Source organism: Microbacterium sp. HMH0099 (genome assembly GCF_049384025.1).
In the GTDB taxonomy this organism is placed as follows: Bacteria; Actinomycetota; Actinomycetes; order Actinomycetales; family Microbacteriaceae; genus Microbacterium.
The window spans coordinates 250263-265508 of the sequence record NZ_JBMRJR010000005.1 but is presented as its reverse complement, the minus strand read 5'-3'; the positions used below and the strand labels follow the sequence as shown (position 1 = coordinate 265508).

14 protein-coding genes are annotated in these 15246 nt (G+C 64.2%); 11 read left to right on the top strand and 3 right to left on the bottom strand.

Going from position 1 to position 15246, the window contains the following annotated elements:
* Positions 1 to 71: 71 nt before the first annotated feature.
* Positions 72 to 785, bottom strand: coding sequence for a TetR/AcrR family transcriptional regulator C-terminal domain-containing protein (locus ACO03V_RS13250; RefSeq protein WP_367728925.1), 714 nt, complete (start codon positions 783 to 785; stop codon positions 72 to 74).
* A 146-nt stretch (positions 786 to 931) separates the two neighbouring features.
* Here ACO03V_RS13250 and ACO03V_RS13245 point away from each other — a divergent pair, with 146 nt between their 5' ends.
* Positions 932 to 1609: a hypothetical protein gene (locus ACO03V_RS13245; RefSeq protein WP_423137891.1), complete on the top strand. Its 678-nt coding sequence runs from the start codon at positions 932 to 934 to the stop codon at positions 1607 to 1609.
* Positions 1610 to 1689: 80 nt separating this feature from the next.
* On the opposite strand, the gene ACO03V_RS13240 is transcribed toward ACO03V_RS13245, so the two are convergent.
* Both ACO03V_RS13240 and ACO03V_RS13235 read right to left on the bottom strand, forming a co-directional pair.
* Positions 1690 to 1926, bottom strand: coding sequence for a hypothetical protein (locus ACO03V_RS13240; RefSeq protein WP_423137890.1), 237 nt, complete (start codon positions 1924 to 1926; stop codon positions 1690 to 1692).
* 30 nt (positions 1927 to 1956) lie between these two features.
* Positions 1957 to 2166, bottom strand: a complete 210-nt coding sequence (locus tag ACO03V_RS13235) for a hypothetical protein (protein WP_387056109.1) — start codon at positions 2164 to 2166, stop codon at positions 1957 to 1959.
* A 725-nt stretch (positions 2167 to 2891) separates the two neighbouring features.
* Here ACO03V_RS13235 and ACO03V_RS13230 point away from each other — a divergent pair.
* The 10 genes from ACO03V_RS13230 to ACO03V_RS13185 all read left to right on the top strand — a co-directional run bounded on the left by ACO03V_RS13230 (position 2892) and on the right by ACO03V_RS13185 (position 15232).
* The gene (locus ACO03V_RS13230; RefSeq protein ID WP_423137984.1) at positions 2892 to 4376 is read left to right on the top strand and encodes a sugar transferase; all 1485 of its coding nucleotides are present in this window, start codon (positions 2892 to 2894) and stop codon (positions 4374 to 4376) included.
* Entirely contained in the window at positions 4373 to 4900 is a 528-nt protein-coding gene (locus tag ACO03V_RS13225; protein WP_423137889.1) for an acyltransferase, read from the top strand. Before ACO03V_RS13230 ends, ACO03V_RS13225 begins: the two co-directional genes overlap by 4 nt.
* Positions 4901 to 6238: 1338 nt before the next feature.
* The gene (locus tag ACO03V_RS13220; RefSeq protein ID WP_423137888.1) at positions 6239 to 7444 is read left to right on the top strand and encodes a glycosyltransferase; all 1206 of its coding nucleotides are present in this window, start codon (positions 6239 to 6241) and stop codon (positions 7442 to 7444) included.
* Positions 7425 to 8432 carry a glycosyltransferase family 4 protein gene (locus tag ACO03V_RS13215; protein WP_423137887.1) on the top strand — a complete coding sequence of 336 codons (1008 nt, stop codon included), beginning with the start codon at positions 7425 to 7427 and terminating at the stop codon, positions 8430 to 8432. The genes ACO03V_RS13220 and ACO03V_RS13215 overlap by 20 nt, the downstream gene beginning before the upstream one ends.
* Complete coding sequence (locus ACO03V_RS13210; RefSeq protein WP_423137886.1) at positions 8429 to 9493, top strand: glycosyltransferase; 1065 nt, start codon at positions 8429 to 8431, stop codon at positions 9491 to 9493. The genes ACO03V_RS13215 and ACO03V_RS13210 overlap by 4 nt, the downstream gene beginning before the upstream one ends.
* Positions 9490 to 10680, top strand: a complete 1191-nt coding sequence (locus tag ACO03V_RS13205) for a lipopolysaccharide biosynthesis protein (RefSeq protein ID WP_423137885.1) — start codon at positions 9490 to 9492, stop codon at positions 10678 to 10680. The genes ACO03V_RS13210 and ACO03V_RS13205 overlap by 4 nt, the downstream gene beginning before the upstream one ends.
* Positions 10681 to 10908: 228 nt before the next feature.
* Entirely contained in the window at positions 10909 to 11403 is a 495-nt protein-coding gene (locus ACO03V_RS13200) for a pyridoxamine 5'-phosphate oxidase family protein (protein WP_423137884.1), read from the top strand.
* A 190-nt stretch (positions 11404 to 11593) separates the two neighbouring features.
* Positions 11594 to 12358: a DeoR/GlpR family DNA-binding transcription regulator gene (locus ACO03V_RS13195; protein WP_423137883.1), complete on the top strand. Its 765-nt coding sequence runs from the start codon at positions 11594 to 11596 to the stop codon at positions 12356 to 12358.
* A 289-nt stretch (positions 12359 to 12647) separates the two neighbouring features.
* Complete coding sequence (locus ACO03V_RS13190) at positions 12648 to 13886, top strand: sialidase family protein (RefSeq protein WP_423137882.1); 1239 nt, start codon at positions 12648 to 12650, stop codon at positions 13884 to 13886.
* Complete coding sequence (locus tag ACO03V_RS13185) at positions 13883 to 15232, top strand: SLC13 family permease (RefSeq protein WP_423137881.1); 1350 nt, start codon at positions 13883 to 13885, stop codon at positions 15230 to 15232. The genes ACO03V_RS13190 and ACO03V_RS13185 overlap by 4 nt, the downstream gene beginning before the upstream one ends.
* Positions 15233 to 15246 lie beyond the last annotated feature (14 nt).

Genomic DNA, 15246 nt, shown 5'->3' with positions numbered 1-15246 from the left:
CCCGAGCCCAGCGAACGCCGGAGCGTCACATACGGGACAGGGATGCCGTGGCATCCATCCCCCGAACGCCCTTACTGCGAGAGCTCGCGGTCGAGGCGGTCGAGGAGCGACTCCAGCGACACCTCGAACTCCTCGTCGGCGCGGTCCTCGCTGAGCATCGCCCGGAGCTTGCGGACGGTGGGGGCGTCGTCGAGGGTGGCCTCGCCGTCCTTGCCGGGGATGTCCGCCCCGCCCTCGTCGAGGGGCTCCTCCGCCGGCCCCGTCTCGGCGCCGCGGACGGCGGACTCCAGCAGCAGTTGTCCGAGCAGGAAGCTGCTGAACGCGCGGTAGGCGTTGACGGCCTGCCCGTCGGAGAAGCCGTGCGCGATCAGCGCGGACAGGAAGACCTCGACGACGTCGACGCTGCGCAGCGGCGGCCGCAGCCAGGGAGCCGCCGGGTGGCGGGTGGCGACGAGGGGGAACGCGCGCGGGTGGGCGACGGCGATGCCGCGGATCTCGTGCGCGGTGATCTGCAGGAAGGCCTGCCACTGCTCGTTCACGGCGCCTTGGATGCTCGTGAGCACATCGTTCATCAGCAGCGCGACGACGCCTTCGAGCAGGTCCTCCCGGCCGTTGACGTAGCGGTAGAGCGACATCGCCTCGACGCCGAGCTCTTGCGCCAGGTTCCGCATCGACAGGCCTGAGGCCCCGACCCGGTCGATCTGCCCGAGGGCAGCGTCGATGATCAGCTCCCGGCTGAGCTTGCGGGCACCCCCGCGCGGCGTCGTCTTGCCGTCCTGCACCATTCGGTTCCCCTCCCGAAGGGCCCAGTCTGGCACCTCCGGGAGGCGCAACAGGGGGCTCGCGTCGTGGGCGGAGGGAGTGTACGCGTGACTTACGCCGTAAGCAACGTTGTAGGTCGGCGATTCTGCGCGCATCTACCGTCGCGCCCATGAATTCCCCCAGAAACGACGACAACACGCCCCGCGGCGAGCGGCACGATCCCGCCGCACGTTTCGACAGCTCCTCCTCCAGTGCTGCCGTCCCCGTCGACTCCGACTCCTCCCTCCGCCACGACGTGGTCGCCCGAGAGAAGGAGGAGTTCGGCGGCTTCAAGTTCGGCTCGGCGTTCTTCGGCTGGCTGACCGCCACCGGCCTCACCGTCCTGCTCACCGCCCTCGCCGCCGCCATCGGGGCCGGCATCGGCCTCAGCCAGACCGGCTCCGCCGACGAGGCAGCCGACGCCGCGACGCAGAACGCGGACACCGTCGGGATCATCGGCGTCATCGTCATCGCCGTCGTGCTGTTCGTCGCCTATTACGCCGGCGGATACGTCGCGGGACGCATGGCACGGTTCAGCGGCCTCAAGCAGGGCATCGCGGTGTGGATCTGGGCGGTCGTCATCGCGATCGTCGTCGCCATCGTCACCGCGATCGCCGGCAGCCAGTGGGACATCCTCGGCAACCTGAACAGCTTCCCGCGGATCCCCGTCACCCCCGAGAGCGCGACGACCACCGGCATCCTGACCGCCCTCGGCGCCGCCGTGGTGACCCTCGTCGGCGCGATCCTGGGCGGTCTCGCCGGCATGCGCTACCACCGCCGCGTCGACCGTGTCGGCCTCGGCCGCTGACCCTTCGCCATCTCCGGTCGCTCCTGCGATCGGGGACGGCCCCTTTCTCGACGGAATGGATGCCGCTCCTCGCGGCCGCGTCAGCGCCGGGGCACGGTCTTCCAGCTGAGGGCTCCGAAGAACGCCGCCACGCACACGAGCGTCGCGAAGCCGGCGGCCAGCATGAGATCCACGTCTCCGGCGAGCATCGCGCAGCCGAAGGCGGTGTCCTCGTACTCGCACGACCGCCACGGCTGCAGCAGGAAGACGACGGTCACCGCACCGAACACCACGGCAGCGGTCCCCGCGACGACGGCCATCCATCTCCGCGCGGTCATGACAGGGCCTCGGCGAGGAGCGCGCTCATCTCAACGGCGGCGGGCTTTGAGGACGCAGGCGCCGTAGGCGAGGCCCGTCACCACGAGCAGCACACCGAGACCGATGTAGAACACCGCGACCGCCGAATGGTCGAAGACGACCGAGACCACGACGGCGATCAGCGCCACCACCAGACCGATGGCGAAGGCGGTGATCCACCGGCGCGTTTCCGGCGACAGCTGCGAGGCGGTGTTGTTCACGGTGATCCTTGTTCGGCGAGATTCGACGGCGCGCGGAAGGCGTTTCCTCGCGTCATCGGCGTCGGAGAGGGATGCCACCTTGTCGCGGCCACATGTCGGGCCGCGGTGTCGAGGCTAACCCGGGTGGTGGGGGCGGTGGCTACCCCCCGAACGCACATATCGATTGTCGTGCGGGTCAGGGAAAAACGGTGTCCCCTCTTTGGGGGACGCGGAGCGGTGGACGCGATCGGGATGCCGAGGCGCAGAGGGGTGGCATCCAGAATCTCGACCCCCAAGGACGATGTCGTCACCACTCCCCCTCTCGCATTCGGCACCCCGATCGTCTCCACTGTCGGGGTCGGAAGTAGTTAGCCTGCGAGATCCCCGAATGTGCACATTAGCGGTTCCTCATGTTCGGGATGTGTCTTTTTGCACGCTGCGCAGAATCGTTGCCTGTCCGGGACTTTCGTCTTGTCCACCTTTCGGGGGACACCGCTTGCGGCCCGACCGCATAGCACCGTCGACCAAACAAGGGGTTGCGCTACGCGGCGAAATATCTTCGTAACCTCGCCCGTGCATGACTGTTCGCTGCATCGTGTTACTGTCCGTCCGGGGAGAACCGAAAACTGGGGCATTTTTGGGGTGAAAGGGGCCACCGCGCTGTGACGTCTGACCTAACGGTCGGCGCGACATCGACGTCGCAGGGTGCCGATGACGCAGTGCTGCCGCGCGCAGATACCAACCGCTTGCCGGCTGGCCGCGGGGCGACCAGTGGCTCCGGTGCGCCCGTGCGGAGCCGGTGGCGCCAGAAGTACCGCCGCAACCTCATCATCACCGACCTCGCCGCACTGGTGTGGGTCGTGTACGGCACGCAGATCGCCTGGTTCGGGCTCGGCAACGCGCAGCTCGCCGCCGTGAACGACAGCCGCATAACCGACATCTCCTATTGGGTCTTCTCGATCGTGCTGATCGTCGCGTGGATGTGGTCGCTGTCGTTCATCGACTCCCGCAGCGACCGCGTGATCGGCACCGGCTCCCAGGAGTACATCCGCATCGTCGACGCGAGCTTCCGCCTGTTCGGGACGATCGCGATCATCGCGTTCCTCACGCAGGTCGACGTCGCCCGCGGGTACCTGCTCATCAGCCTCCCCGTCGGCATCGTCGTCCTCGTCTTCACGCGATGGCTGTGGCGGCAGTGGCTCGTCATGAAGAGGTCGCGCGGCAAGTACTCCGCGAACGTGCTCCTCGTCGGCTCCCTCTCATCGGTGACGCAGCTCGCCCGCGAGCTCGCCCGCAACCCCAGCGCGGGCTACCGCGTGGTCGGGGCATGCGTCCCCAGCGGCAAGGTGGCCGACACCATCCCCGGCACCGACGTCCCGGTTATGGGGAGCGTGGATGCCATCCTCCCCGCCCTCGACGCCACCGGCGCCGACACCGTGGCGGTGACCTCGGCCGACGACCTCCCGGCCGACAAGGTCAAGGAGATCTCATGGAGCCTGGAGGCCGGCCGTCAGCACCTCGTCCTCGCGCCGAGCATCACCGACATCGCCGGCCCGCGCCTCCACACGCGTCCCGTTGCGGGCCTCCCCCTCATCCACGTCGAGACGCCGCGGTTCTCGAAGGGCCAGTCGTTCCTCAAACGCACGGTCGACATCGTCGCGAGCCTGCTCGGCATCATCGTGCTCAGCCCGCTGCTCGCATTCCTCGCGCTGTCGGTGCGCCTGTCGAGCCAGGGCCCGGTGCTCTTCCGACAAAAGCGCGTCGGCTACCGCGGCCGCGAGTTCACGATGCTCAAATTCCGCTCGATGGTCGTCAACGCCGAAGACCTGCTCGAGGCACTCGCGAAGCAGCAGCGCGACTCCGGGAATGAGGTCCTCTTCAAGATGAAGAACGACCCCCGCGTCACCCCTATCGGCCGCATCATGCGCAAGTTCAGCCTCGACGAGCTGCCGCAGCTGTTCAACGTCCTCGGCGGCTCCATGTCGCTCGTGGGCCCGCGCCCGCCGCTGCCCTCCGAGGTGGCCCAGTACGCCGACCACGTCCACCGTCGCTTCCTCGCCAAGCCCGGCATCACCGGCCTATGGCAGGTCAGCGGTCGCTCCTCCCTGTCGTGGGAGGAGTCCGTGCGGCTCGATTTGTCGTATGTCGAGAACTGGACGCTGCTCGGCGACGCAGTCATCCTCGGCAAGACCGCCAAGGCCGCTCTGGCGCCAGGGGAGACTGCCTCATGACCTCACTAAACAAGCTGCTCGGAGCTCTACGAGGCGTCATTCTGTCTATATCCCGCTGCGTGCGTATAGACGGCCTCGTCAGGGTCGACGGATTGCCGTCAATCCGCTCCAAAAGAGGAGGTTTGCTGACCATTGCAAACCGCGCGCGCATCTTCCCAGATTGCAGGTTTCACCTGGACACCCCTGCAGCTCAGATACATATCGGAGCTCGCACCTACCTCAATCGCCGTGTAGAGATATTCAGCGAGGCCAAAGTTTCCATCGGCGCCGACTGCGCAATCTCCTGGGACGTGTGTATTGTGGACACCGATTACCATGACGGACTTTCGCGCCAGAGATCAGCACCAGTGCACATCGGAGATCACGTGTTGATTGGGGCGCGGTCAACAATCTTGAAAGGCGTAACCATCGGCAACGGCGCCGTGGTCGCGGCCGGAAGCATTGTCACGCGAAACGTTCCAGCGTTCTCTATGGTGGCTGGCGCTCCCGCAAAGATTATACGAGATCGTGTCGAATGGGAGTGATTGAAACGTTTTCGACAGTCTCACGAACTGAACGATCAAGACTCAGGGTGAGGCCGCTTACCAATGCCCGACGTCGCTCCGCAGTAATCCTGCTATTGACCGGCGGATTGTTAATGCCGTTTGATGATCTGGCCCCTCTAGCCGAACTAGGCGGGGGCCTCGCAAAATCACCGGCGTGGATTGCTCTCGTCACCGCGGGCCTACTTCTTCCACCCCCCTCTTCAACCAGCGGGCGGCGGGTGGAGAAAATCCTCCTGTATTTGTGGGCGGGCGGCTTGTTTGTGACCCTCCTCACTCTGCCGATTCTTGCGAGCGCAAATTCTGGAGATGTACCCATAGATAGCGGCATACGAGTCGCGCTAAATCTTCTGATATTCGTACTAGTCTTGCGTACAGGAGTGCGTGCGGCACATCACACACCAACCGTACTTTGCGCAGCGTTCTGCCTGAGCTTCGTGTTTTTGCTCTTCTCCGCGCTTGTTTCCGCCAGCGTACCGCAACTAATCGAACAGAACGGCGTTCTTCATTTCACCCCTAACTTTGCCCAGCGAATTCGCGGATTCAGATTTGAAGCTGCAGCGCTCGGGGCCGGCCTACTCATTGCCCTCGGGGGATCGCTGCTCCGCGTTAAGCGACGAGCTGGAATTCTGCTATTCATCACCGCGGCCTGGACGATACTGCTTGTTACCCAAAGCCGGGGGTCATTCGTAGCCGTAGCTGTGCTCACGGCGGTCGGAATCTGGCTACTTCTCGAGAGGAGAAGACCCTCCCGCACGTCACGCGCCACATTGTCAGTCATTGTCCTTCTGTTCTCTGCCGCAGCCGCCTTCGCTCTTCCAACGTTGGTGACCAGCCAGGCCTGGAGCAGCATGAGCGCTGCTCTGTCCGATGCAACCCGCTCCGTATGGTCATCGGTGGGCGCTTGGACCCTGGGACAATTTCCTGTCGGTCAAGGATATGCGGGCCCTGGCATTTGGTTGAGACCGATGGTGGGGGAAGCTGCGCAGCGACTGAGTACGTCTTTTCCCCTGAGCGATATGCAGGAAGCCTTCAACGTGAGCATCAATCCATCCGGGAACGCGTTGGCTCCAAAAACTTTGCCAGCGCTCGCAGCCGTCTATTGGGGAGTCCCCGGGGTGGCTGTTCTGGCAATCGGTGCTTGGCATACGCTCATGGGCCGGGCCGGGAGAGTCGTGGTGTCTCGCGGCGCATACCTCGCAGGTGCGACAGTCCTCGTGGTTGCAAGCTCATACTTTTCAACACCGTTCGCATGGGACCAGGCCCTCCTTCTGGGAGGCGCCTTGGGCGTAAGCACGGCGATCGCCACAGGAGCAAAAAATGGACATACTGCTGATTTCTGACGATCTGCCGACGCCTACTAACAGCGGGAATAGATTGGTACTGGCGTCAGAGATAGATGCACTAGCACAAAAACACCAGTTACGTGTGGTCGCATTCCATCACCACGGAGAAAGCACTGCTGCCTCACGGGAATGGATGGCCAACCGCAATATTCCCGCCATGTTCATAGCCCGCCGCAGTTTGAAGACGACCCTGCTCAAATCACCGTTAACGCCCTATCAATCCTCCAGCCGCCACATTCCGGAAGCCGCCCTGACCGAGCTCGCGGGAACGGCGGCGCCGCAGGCAATCATCGCGAACCACGAGTGGTCGATTTCTGCAGCCCGCCAAGTCCAGGCGAAATTTGCAGACGTCTCGATCATCCTTCGAAGCCACAACGATGAACGTGCATTCATGCGTGATGTGGCAAGGTCGGCAAAAGGGGTTCGCGGATTGTACTCCGCACTGGAATCCGCACGAACTTCGTATAGTTTTATTCGCAGAGCTTCCGCCTCGGCGGCAGAAGTTTGGGCGTTGACCGAGGAAGATAGCGCAATGTACGCACGACTCGGCTCTAAGTCCGCCGTAATCCCGCCCATCGCTGCGATATCTGGTACGCACACCGCCGCGGCGACTGTCGAAAAACGAACACCAAATGCTTCGAGTTTCGGGTTTTTTGGAGCTTTGGATATTCCGCATACCGTGAGCGGGTTGCTTTGGTTCATTGAACATGTCTGGCCGACAATCCGCGCATCGGCAGATGGCGCCAAATTCACGATTGCCGGGCGTCGGGCAAGTCTCTCGGTCGCCCAGCGGCTCGGCAGCACCCCAGGCATTAACTACCTCGGTGAGATCGAGTCTGACGTCGAATTTTTCTCGAAATGCCGAATTTTCGTGAACCCGATTTTTGGCGGGAGTGGCATCAACATGAAAATGCTGCAGCCGGCATCACTAGGGATACCAATCGTGACAACGAGCGTTGGACGCCGTGGCCTCGCCCCCCTTCGCTTGGACGCGTTCGATACTGCAGCAAGTTTCGCCGACGCCTGCGTGCGCCTGAGTACCGACGCTTCGCTTTGGAACGAGCAGAGCGCTGCGGTCCTGTCGGGTTCGGAAAGTTTCAGCGAGGACGCCTTCATGAAGTTGACTTCGGCGCGCCTACAAAATATCACCAAGGAAACCGATGCGACTGATATTCGCTAGTTCGGCCAGAGACCCCTGGGGTGCTGAACAGAGCCTACTTCGCATAATCAAGGGGCTAATCGAGCTTGGTCATGAAGTTCACTGCGTATTTCCACGCGGCGCAGCGGCTGAATACGTCGGACAGTCCACGGCCCACATGGTTCATTACAAACCAGGCAACCGTCTGCAATCCAATTTTCGAGTCAGGCAGCTTGTCTCGAACCTTCCTACCCCAGACGCTTTGATTGTATTCAGCCTGGATCTCATGCCCTTAGCCGGCCTGTATCGTCGTGCACCAGTCTTCTTCGATATACATGACACCCCCGACAAGCTAATCACTCGCATGACAATGCGTACGCTCGCCAAATTCTATCGAGGCGCCATATCGATTAGCGAGTTCGCGTCCGCCTGGGGTATCGGTTTTCGGAAGGTCTCGGTAGTTCCACGGCCAATCGATGCTGTCGCTGCCGTACCCATGAGGCAAGCCGCTGGCCCCCTTCGTGTGGGCATTGTTGGCCGCATCTCCCCCGAGAAGGACATCGAAATTGCCATTCGTGCAACGCAGGCAGCGGAAGCTGAGCTCCACGTTTACGGCGCGCAGTTCGGAACTTCCGACGCATACGAAACGGCTATGAAGTCATTGGCGCATCAACTAGGAGCTTCAGTACTTTGGCACGGACGACGGGACCAGCGCGAAGTTTATAGTGCCATCGACGCGCTATTCGTTGGCAACGCCCTCGAGCCTAGCGGTCGAACGGTGGGCGAGGCGATGTCCTACGGGGTGGTCCCGATAACCCCGACCACCGGAGGAGCCCCGGAATATTTCACCGACCTTGTCGAAGGTCTCACTTATTCCCCCGGCGACGTACAATCGGCCGCCGCGGCAATTATTGCGCTTCGTGATGACAAATACCGTCAGGATTTAGCGACTGCTGCGCGAAACCGTGTGGGCACTGAAAGATCCCTCGAACGAGTATTGAACGGCTACTTGAGGAGCGTCAAGCCATGACCCACTTGACGCTGGGTCACGACTTCTTCTTCCAATTTGGCGGCGCGGAAAGAGTGACCTCGACGCTCGCAAATGAGACTTTCGCAGGTAGCGCAGTGATAGCCCTAGGGGGCGATCAGCGCATTATGCGCGAGCTGCAGTTGGAGCGGACCAAGATTATCGGGTCCGCAGGCCTAAACGCGAACAATTACCGAACCCGTTCCCTAGCCGCTCCCGTCAAACTGCACCGCGAGCTGATCGAGGGGAATCTGATATCTTCCTCATACGCTTTCATTCATCACCTCAGAGCGACGGGACTTCACCTGGTCTACTGTCATTCTCCATTACGACAGATTTGGTCCGGACGCGGTGATTACGCGAGAGGCCGCCTGGCGAACCGTTTAGCGTTGCGTGGCGTTTCTGGCCCACTTCGCAAGATTGACCGTGCGGCGGCGCGACGCGCCGATGCATACGTCGCGACTAACAAGGTGGTTGCCAGTCGCGTAACGGAATTCTACGGAGTGATCCCTTACGCCATAGTCCCGCCGCCCATCGACGACAGATTCTTCTCTGAACCCATTGAGCGGGGAGAGACCTATGTATGGGCGGGCCGCATTGTCGAGCCGTATAAGCGGCTGGGTCTCGTGATTGAAGCGTTTCGAAATACTAAACGTCAGCTTGTTGTGGTCGGCGATGGGCGTGACCGGGCGCGTTTGGAATCCGCGGCACCTCCGAATGTCACCTTCGTCGGCCGCAAGAAGACTAGCGAGCTGGCGTCTATATTTGCCGGAAGTAAAGCGTTGATTTTTCCGTCAGAGGATGACTTCGGAATGGTCCCCATCGAGGCGATGGCGTCGGGGACGCCGGTTATCGCCTGGGATGGCGGTGGACCCGCCGAGACGGTTAGGGAGGGAGTTGGTATTCGCTTCCGAGAGCCGACGACAACCGCGCTTCATGCGGCGCTGACCGCATTCGAATCCCAGGACTGGGATCCCCGTGAGATCCACGCGTATGCAAAGAAGTTCTCTACGTCGGAATTCTCAGGACGCATGCGCGACGTCTGGGCGTCGCTCGATCGATGACCGCGCTCGCACTGCTTTCCGCTCGACTCGTCGGCGGACTGGCGCAGACGGTGTCGTTTCTGCTGCTTGCTCGGTTCGTCAGTCCGTCTGAATTCGGCGCCATAGCTTCTCTTGTAGGGGTTGCCACCTTCGGCGTGGCTATTGCCGATTTGGGAGTCGGAACTCTTCTCATCCGCGAGCGCGCGTCCAATAAGGAAAGCCCATTAATCCGGCCAATCCTGCGAGTCAATGCTCTCGGCATGACCGCCCTCGCGATAGTCCTCTGCGTCTTGTTCGCGGTCTTCTTCTCGGGTCAACTGACGGCAACGGTCGGGCTTCTTCTCATCGGTTGGACGCTACTTGAGCGGAATTCTGAGACCTGGTTGGCGCTCGCGATCGCAGACGCGCGCAACCGACTAACTATTGCGCTCATCATTCTACGACGCGTCCTTCCCCTTGGCGTGATGGGCATCTTTCTTCTTCTCACAGAGGGGGAGGGCGCAGATATCTGGTTCGCTGCTGGGCAGGCGGTTGGAGGCCTAGTGGGCGTTGTGCTCGCCAGAACCGCCTTGGGCCGCACCCTCCCCGCTGTCAGCTCCCGGGTTGTCGGATCTGGCGTTCTCTCTCGTGCCCTGCCCTACTGGATTGCGGTCGGTTCGGCGCAGGTTCGTGAGCTCGAGGTTGGAACGGTTCAGCTTGTGAGTTCGGTGCAGTCGGCGGCGGACTTCGCAATCGCCTCGCGGATACTGAAGCCAGCACAGCTGATCGCTTCGTCGGTGGCCCAGGCGACGCTCGCCAAGCTGTCGCGACCGGGCGTCGACAACAGGACGGTGAGACGCTCGGCCTTGGCCCTTCTCATACTTGCGGGGTCCGGAAGTGCTGTCGGAGTTGCAATTGGCGCCCTTGCGCCGGCGATAGTTCAGCTGACTGTCGGCGAGGGCTACGACGACGCTGTTTCAGTTCTGCAGGTCGGTCTCGTCGGGGTCTCTGCTGCAGCTCTCAGCTCCCCCATGGCGAGCTTGTTGCAAGCGCGCGGTGCCGCGCGTACCGTCGCGACTACGTCAGTCATTTTTGCGGTCCTGGGTCTCGTGTCCGCCGTGACCGGCACCCTGCTAGCTGGTCCAACAGGAGCTATGACCGGTGTCTCGGTCGCATATGCGCTGAAGTTCCTGGTGCTCGCAACGTGCGCGTTCCGACTACGCGTCTAGGCCCGAATGCACGGGGTACTTCTCGACACTCAGCACATCGTTGGGGAGCCCAGGATTATTTTTCCGCCGCCATCATGAACCCGTTGTGAGCCCGGGACTGGCGAGATGGCGCTTTTGTCGGCCCGATCATCCTGAGACGCGATTCCGCGGGGTCTGTCAACCGGCAGACGCGCACCCCGGTGACGAGAAGAGTGGGCCCACACGGACCACCGCTCGAAGGGAGCACTCATGTCTGCGGACACCGACGCACACGAGACCGTCATCAAGCTGATCGACCGGGCCCACACGGCCATGCTGACCACCATGACCGAGGACGGCCGGCACGTGAGCCGGCCGATGGCCGTCCAGGAGGTCGAGTTCGACGGCGACCTCTGGTTCTTCTCTTACGAGGATTCCGACAAGGTCCGCCAGATCCAGTCCTCGCCTCAGGTCAACGTGGCCCTCGCCAACGAGAAGAAGAGCGAGTGGACGTCTATCAGCGGGACCGCCGAGGTCGTCCGCGACCGGGCCAAGGCGGAGGAGCTGTGGTCCAAGCCGCTCGAGGCGTGGTTCCCGGACGGGCTCGACACCCCCGGGCTCATCCTGCTCAAGGTGAACGGCGAGACGGCGGAGTACTGGGACGCCTCCAGCAGCAAGGTCAAGCAGCTGCTCGGAATGGTCCGGGCCGTCAACAAGAACGACCCCGACGAGTTCCCCTCCGAGAACAAGACCGTCCAGCTCTGAGGTCTCACGCCCCCGGCGAGCGCTTGCGTTGCCGGGGGCGTTTCCGTGTCCAGGCGAGGCCGCGGCCGACGACCGCCCCGCCGAGACGGAACCGGAGGGGCCGCCCGCTCCCCCGGCCGCCGGAGCTGCGGTTGGTAGCGTGGGGCGATGCGGCGCCCCGACGGCGCGGCATCAGGAGGAGAGAGCCCGGATGAAGGCGTCAGAGCGGCGAGAAGAGATCGTGCGGATGGCGATGAGCAACGGGCTCGCCAGCGTCGAGGAGCTCTCTCGGGCGTTCGACGTCACGGCATCCACGATCCGACGCGACCTCTCGGCGCTCGAGCAGTCCAACCGCCTGGCGCGCACCTACGGCGGTGTCATCGCGGTCGGGTCGCACCATCGCGAGATGAGCCTGCGTGAACGCTCGGTCGACGCGTACCGGGCGAAGGATGCCATCGGGCGGACGGCGGCCGCGCAGGTCACGCCGGGCGAGACGATCCTCCTCGACGCCGGCACCACGACCGCCCGCGTCGCCGCCCACCTGGGGGCGACGCGCCCCCTGACGGTCGTCACCAACGGGATGACGCCCTTCCGCGAGTTCCAGGACGCGGACGGCGTCGAGCTGTCCCTGCTCGGCGGGTGGTACCGGCAGACGTCGCAGAGCTTCGTCGGCCCGATGGCGGAGGCCTCCCTGGAGCGCTGGTACTTCGACGCCGTGTTCCTCGGCGCCGACGCGGTGAGCGCCGACCGAGGCCTCTGCGAGGCGACGGCCACGCAGACCCGCTTGAAAGAGCTCATGTCGCGCACCGGTGCGCGCGTGTACGTCGTCGCGCACGCCGCCAAGCTCGGCGCCGCACCGTTCAACGCGTGGGTCCGGCTGGAGGCGCCGTGGACCCTCGTGACGGATGCCGAGGCCTCCGACGAGCAGCTCGAGCCCTTCCGTCGACGCGGCGTCGACGTCCTGCTCGCGGACTGACCGCACCTCTGCGCGACTCCTGCGCGTTCCGCGCGCCGGGGCGCTCGTCGTGCGTTCTCAGCGCGCACACACGGGCCGTACGCAGCGTTCACGTCCGGCGCGGTGCTCGTAGTACGCAGGATTGTTGCGCACTTCGTGCATATCTGTCAGGATGACGACACCTCATACACGCGCGACGACGCCTGCCGAGCGGCATCCCGAGTCGACCGAGGCCGTGAAGAACGTTCACCGAAGAACTGCGCCGCCCCCCATTGGCGCCCACCGTCATCGACGACTGGAGGACCCCCGCATGAGTGCATTCGACGGGCTGTTGCGAAGCCGCCCCGACGGAGGTGCCGAGGCCTTGCTGCCCACCCCGACGGTGCAGTGCCACGCGGCCAACCTCGCCTTCCTGCCGGGCGGGGACCTCGCGTGCGTATGGTTCGGTGGCACGCAGGAGGGCGTGTCGGACATCTCCATCTACCTGTCCCGCCTGCCGGCCGGGACGGACCGCTGGGTCGACCCCGTGCAGCTGAGCTTCGACGCGCAGCGCTCCGAGCAGAACCCGATCCTGTTCACGGCTCCCGACGGCGCCCTCTGGTTGCTCTACACCGCGCAGATCGCCGGCAACCAGGACACCTCCGAGGTCCGCCGACGGATCTCGCGGGACGGTGGCGACACCTGGGACGAGCCGACCGCGCTGCTCGGCGCCGACGCACCGGTCGGCGTGTTCGTCCGGCAGTCGCCGGTCGTGCTCGACAGCGGACGGATCCTGCTGCCCGTCTTCAACTGCCGCACCGTGCCCGGCGAGAAGTGGGTCGGCAACGACGACACCGCCTCGATCTGGTACTCGGACGACCAGGGCGAGACCTGGTCGGAGGTCGCCGTGCCCGCGTCCGGCGGATGCGTCCACATGAACATCGTCGCCCGCCAGGACGGCACGCTGTGGGCGTGCTTCCGCTCCCGCTGGGCGGACCACGTCTACGAGTCGCTGTCGACGGACGGCGGGATGACGTGGGAGCCCTGTCATCCGATCGACCTGCCCAACAACAACTCGTCCATCCAGGCGCGGGCCTACGGCGACGGCCGGGTCGCGATGGTGATGAACTACGCGAGCAAGGACGACGCGACCAGCCGCCGGGTCTCGCTGTACGACGAGATCGATGACGACGGCCTCGCCGACGACGACGGTCCGCGGATCGCCGAGCCCGCCCTCGACCAGGACGGACCCAGCGCATTCTGGGGCGCGCCGCGCGCACCCATGACCCTCGCGCTCTCGACCGACGACGGGCGCAGCTGGCCGCTCGCCTACGACATCGAGAACGGCGACGGGTACTGCCTCTCCAACAACAGCCGCGAGAGCCTCAACCGCGAGCTGTCCTACCCCTCCGTGATCACCGACGGCCACGGAGGCCTCCACATCGCCTACACCTGGCACCGCAAGACCATCAAGCACGTGCACTTGGGTGCTGATGCTCTGGCGGAGATCGTGGCGTCGCAGCCGACGTCCGCCGGGCCCGACCTCTCTGCGAAGGAGCAGCGGTCATGACCGTTCCCATGATGGTCGCGCTCGCGATCACCGTCTTCATGATCATCCTGATCATGATCGACCGACTCCCGTTCGGCGTCCCGCCGCTGATCGCCTGCCTGCTGATGGTGGTGTTCAACGTCGTGCCGATCAACGTCGCGTTCAGCGGGTTCGCGAACGCGACGATCGTGATGCTCGCCTCCTTCATGGCGGTCATCGCGGCCCTGCAGAAGACCGATCTCGTCTCCGGCTTCAAACGGACGATCTCCGGCCTCGCGACGAAGGGCGGCTTCCGGGCGTACGTTCTGATCATCGTCTTCGTCATGGTCGGGTGCAGCATCTTCGGCACCGGCTCGACGGCGTACTACGTGCTGGTCATCGGCCTGCTGTCGACGCTCGCCTACAACAAGAAGCTGCCGCCGTCGAAGGTCCTCATGCCGGCCGGCTTCGCCGCGAACCACCCGATGCTGCCCTTCAACGTCGCGCTGCAGTACGGCATCGTCGTCGCCGTCCTCGAGGCGGCCGGGGTCAACGAGCGCGTCGACCTCGTGCGGTTCTCGCTCGTCAACCTCGTCCTCAGCCTCGGCTTCCTCATCTGGTGCCTCGTCGCGTACCGCATGCTGCCCGACCACCCCATCACGGACGAGGAACGCGCCGCGGACGAGACCACGGGCGGGGGCCGACCGGCACCGCGCAGCGGGGGGATCGCGGATGCCGCGGCCACCGCGACCGCCACGGCCACGGTGATCGCGCCGGCACTGACCCGCCAGCAGCAGCTGGCCACCTACGTCAGCTTCGTCGTCGCGATCGCGGGCATGATCTCGTACAGCTACATCGGCGACGGCGGGTACGCCATCACGGGTCTCTCCGTCGTCATCCTGCTGCTCACGCGGGTGCTGAACTTCGCCGAGATCCGGGATGCCATCAGCCAGCCCATCATCCTCATGTCCGCCGGCGTCATCGGCATCGCCGAGGCGCTCGGTGCGACGGGACTGACGCAGCTCGTCGGCGAGACCGTCGCCGGGATGCTCGGCGGGAACGTCAGCCCCTTCCTCCTGGTCTTCGTCTTCTGCGTCCTCACCAGCGTCCTCGCCACGCTCACCGGGTCGACCATCGGAACGGTGTACGTCTTCGCCCCGCTGGCGATCGCGACCTGCGTCGGCCTCGGACTCGACCCGACGGCCGCGGCCATCGCCATCGTCATCTCGGGCTGGAACGGACACTTCCTGCCGATCGACGGTCTGCCTGCGATGGTCATGGGCGTCGGCAAGTACTCGCTCGTGCAGTTCTGGAAGTTCACGATCCCGATGTATTTCATCCGCCTGCTCGCCCTGACCGCCGGCGCCCTCGTCCTCTTCCCGATGTGACGCCCCTGGCATCC

Coding starts and splice junctions, on each gene's coding strand:
- ACO03V_RS13250 (WP_367728925.1), bottom strand. CDS start 785: ATGGTGCAGGACGGCAAGACGACGCCGCGCGGGGGTGCCCGCAAGCTC.
- ACO03V_RS13245 (WP_423137891.1), top strand. CDS start 932: ATGAATTCCCCCAGAAACGACGACAACACGCCCCGCGGCGAGCGGCAC.
- ACO03V_RS13240 (WP_423137890.1), bottom strand. CDS start 1,926: ATGACCGCGCGGAGATGGATGGCCGTCGTCGCGGGGACCGCTGCCGTG.
- ACO03V_RS13225 (WP_423137889.1), top strand. CDS start 4,373: ATGACCTCACTAAACAAGCTGCTCGGAGCTCTACGAGGCGTCATTCTG.
- ACO03V_RS13220 (WP_423137888.1), top strand. CDS start 6,239: ATGGACATACTGCTGATTTCTGACGATCTGCCGACGCCTACTAACAGC.
- ACO03V_RS13215 (WP_423137887.1), top strand. CDS start 7,425: ATGCGACTGATATTCGCTAGTTCGGCCAGAGACCCCTGGGGTGCTGAA.
- ACO03V_RS13210 (WP_423137886.1), top strand. CDS start 8,429: ATGACCCACTTGACGCTGGGTCACGACTTCTTCTTCCAATTTGGCGGC.
- ACO03V_RS13205 (WP_423137885.1), top strand. CDS start 9,490: ATGACCGCGCTCGCACTGCTTTCCGCTCGACTCGTCGGCGGACTGGCG.
- ACO03V_RS13200 (WP_423137884.1), top strand. CDS start 10,909: ATGTCTGCGGACACCGACGCACACGAGACCGTCATCAAGCTGATCGAC.
- ACO03V_RS13195 (WP_423137883.1), top strand. CDS start 11,594: ATGAAGGCGTCAGAGCGGCGAGAAGAGATCGTGCGGATGGCGATGAGC.
- ACO03V_RS13190 (WP_423137882.1), top strand. CDS start 12,648: ATGAGTGCATTCGACGGGCTGTTGCGAAGCCGCCCCGACGGAGGTGCC.
- ACO03V_RS13185 (WP_423137881.1), top strand. CDS start 13,883: ATGACCGTTCCCATGATGGTCGCGCTCGCGATCACCGTCTTCATGATC.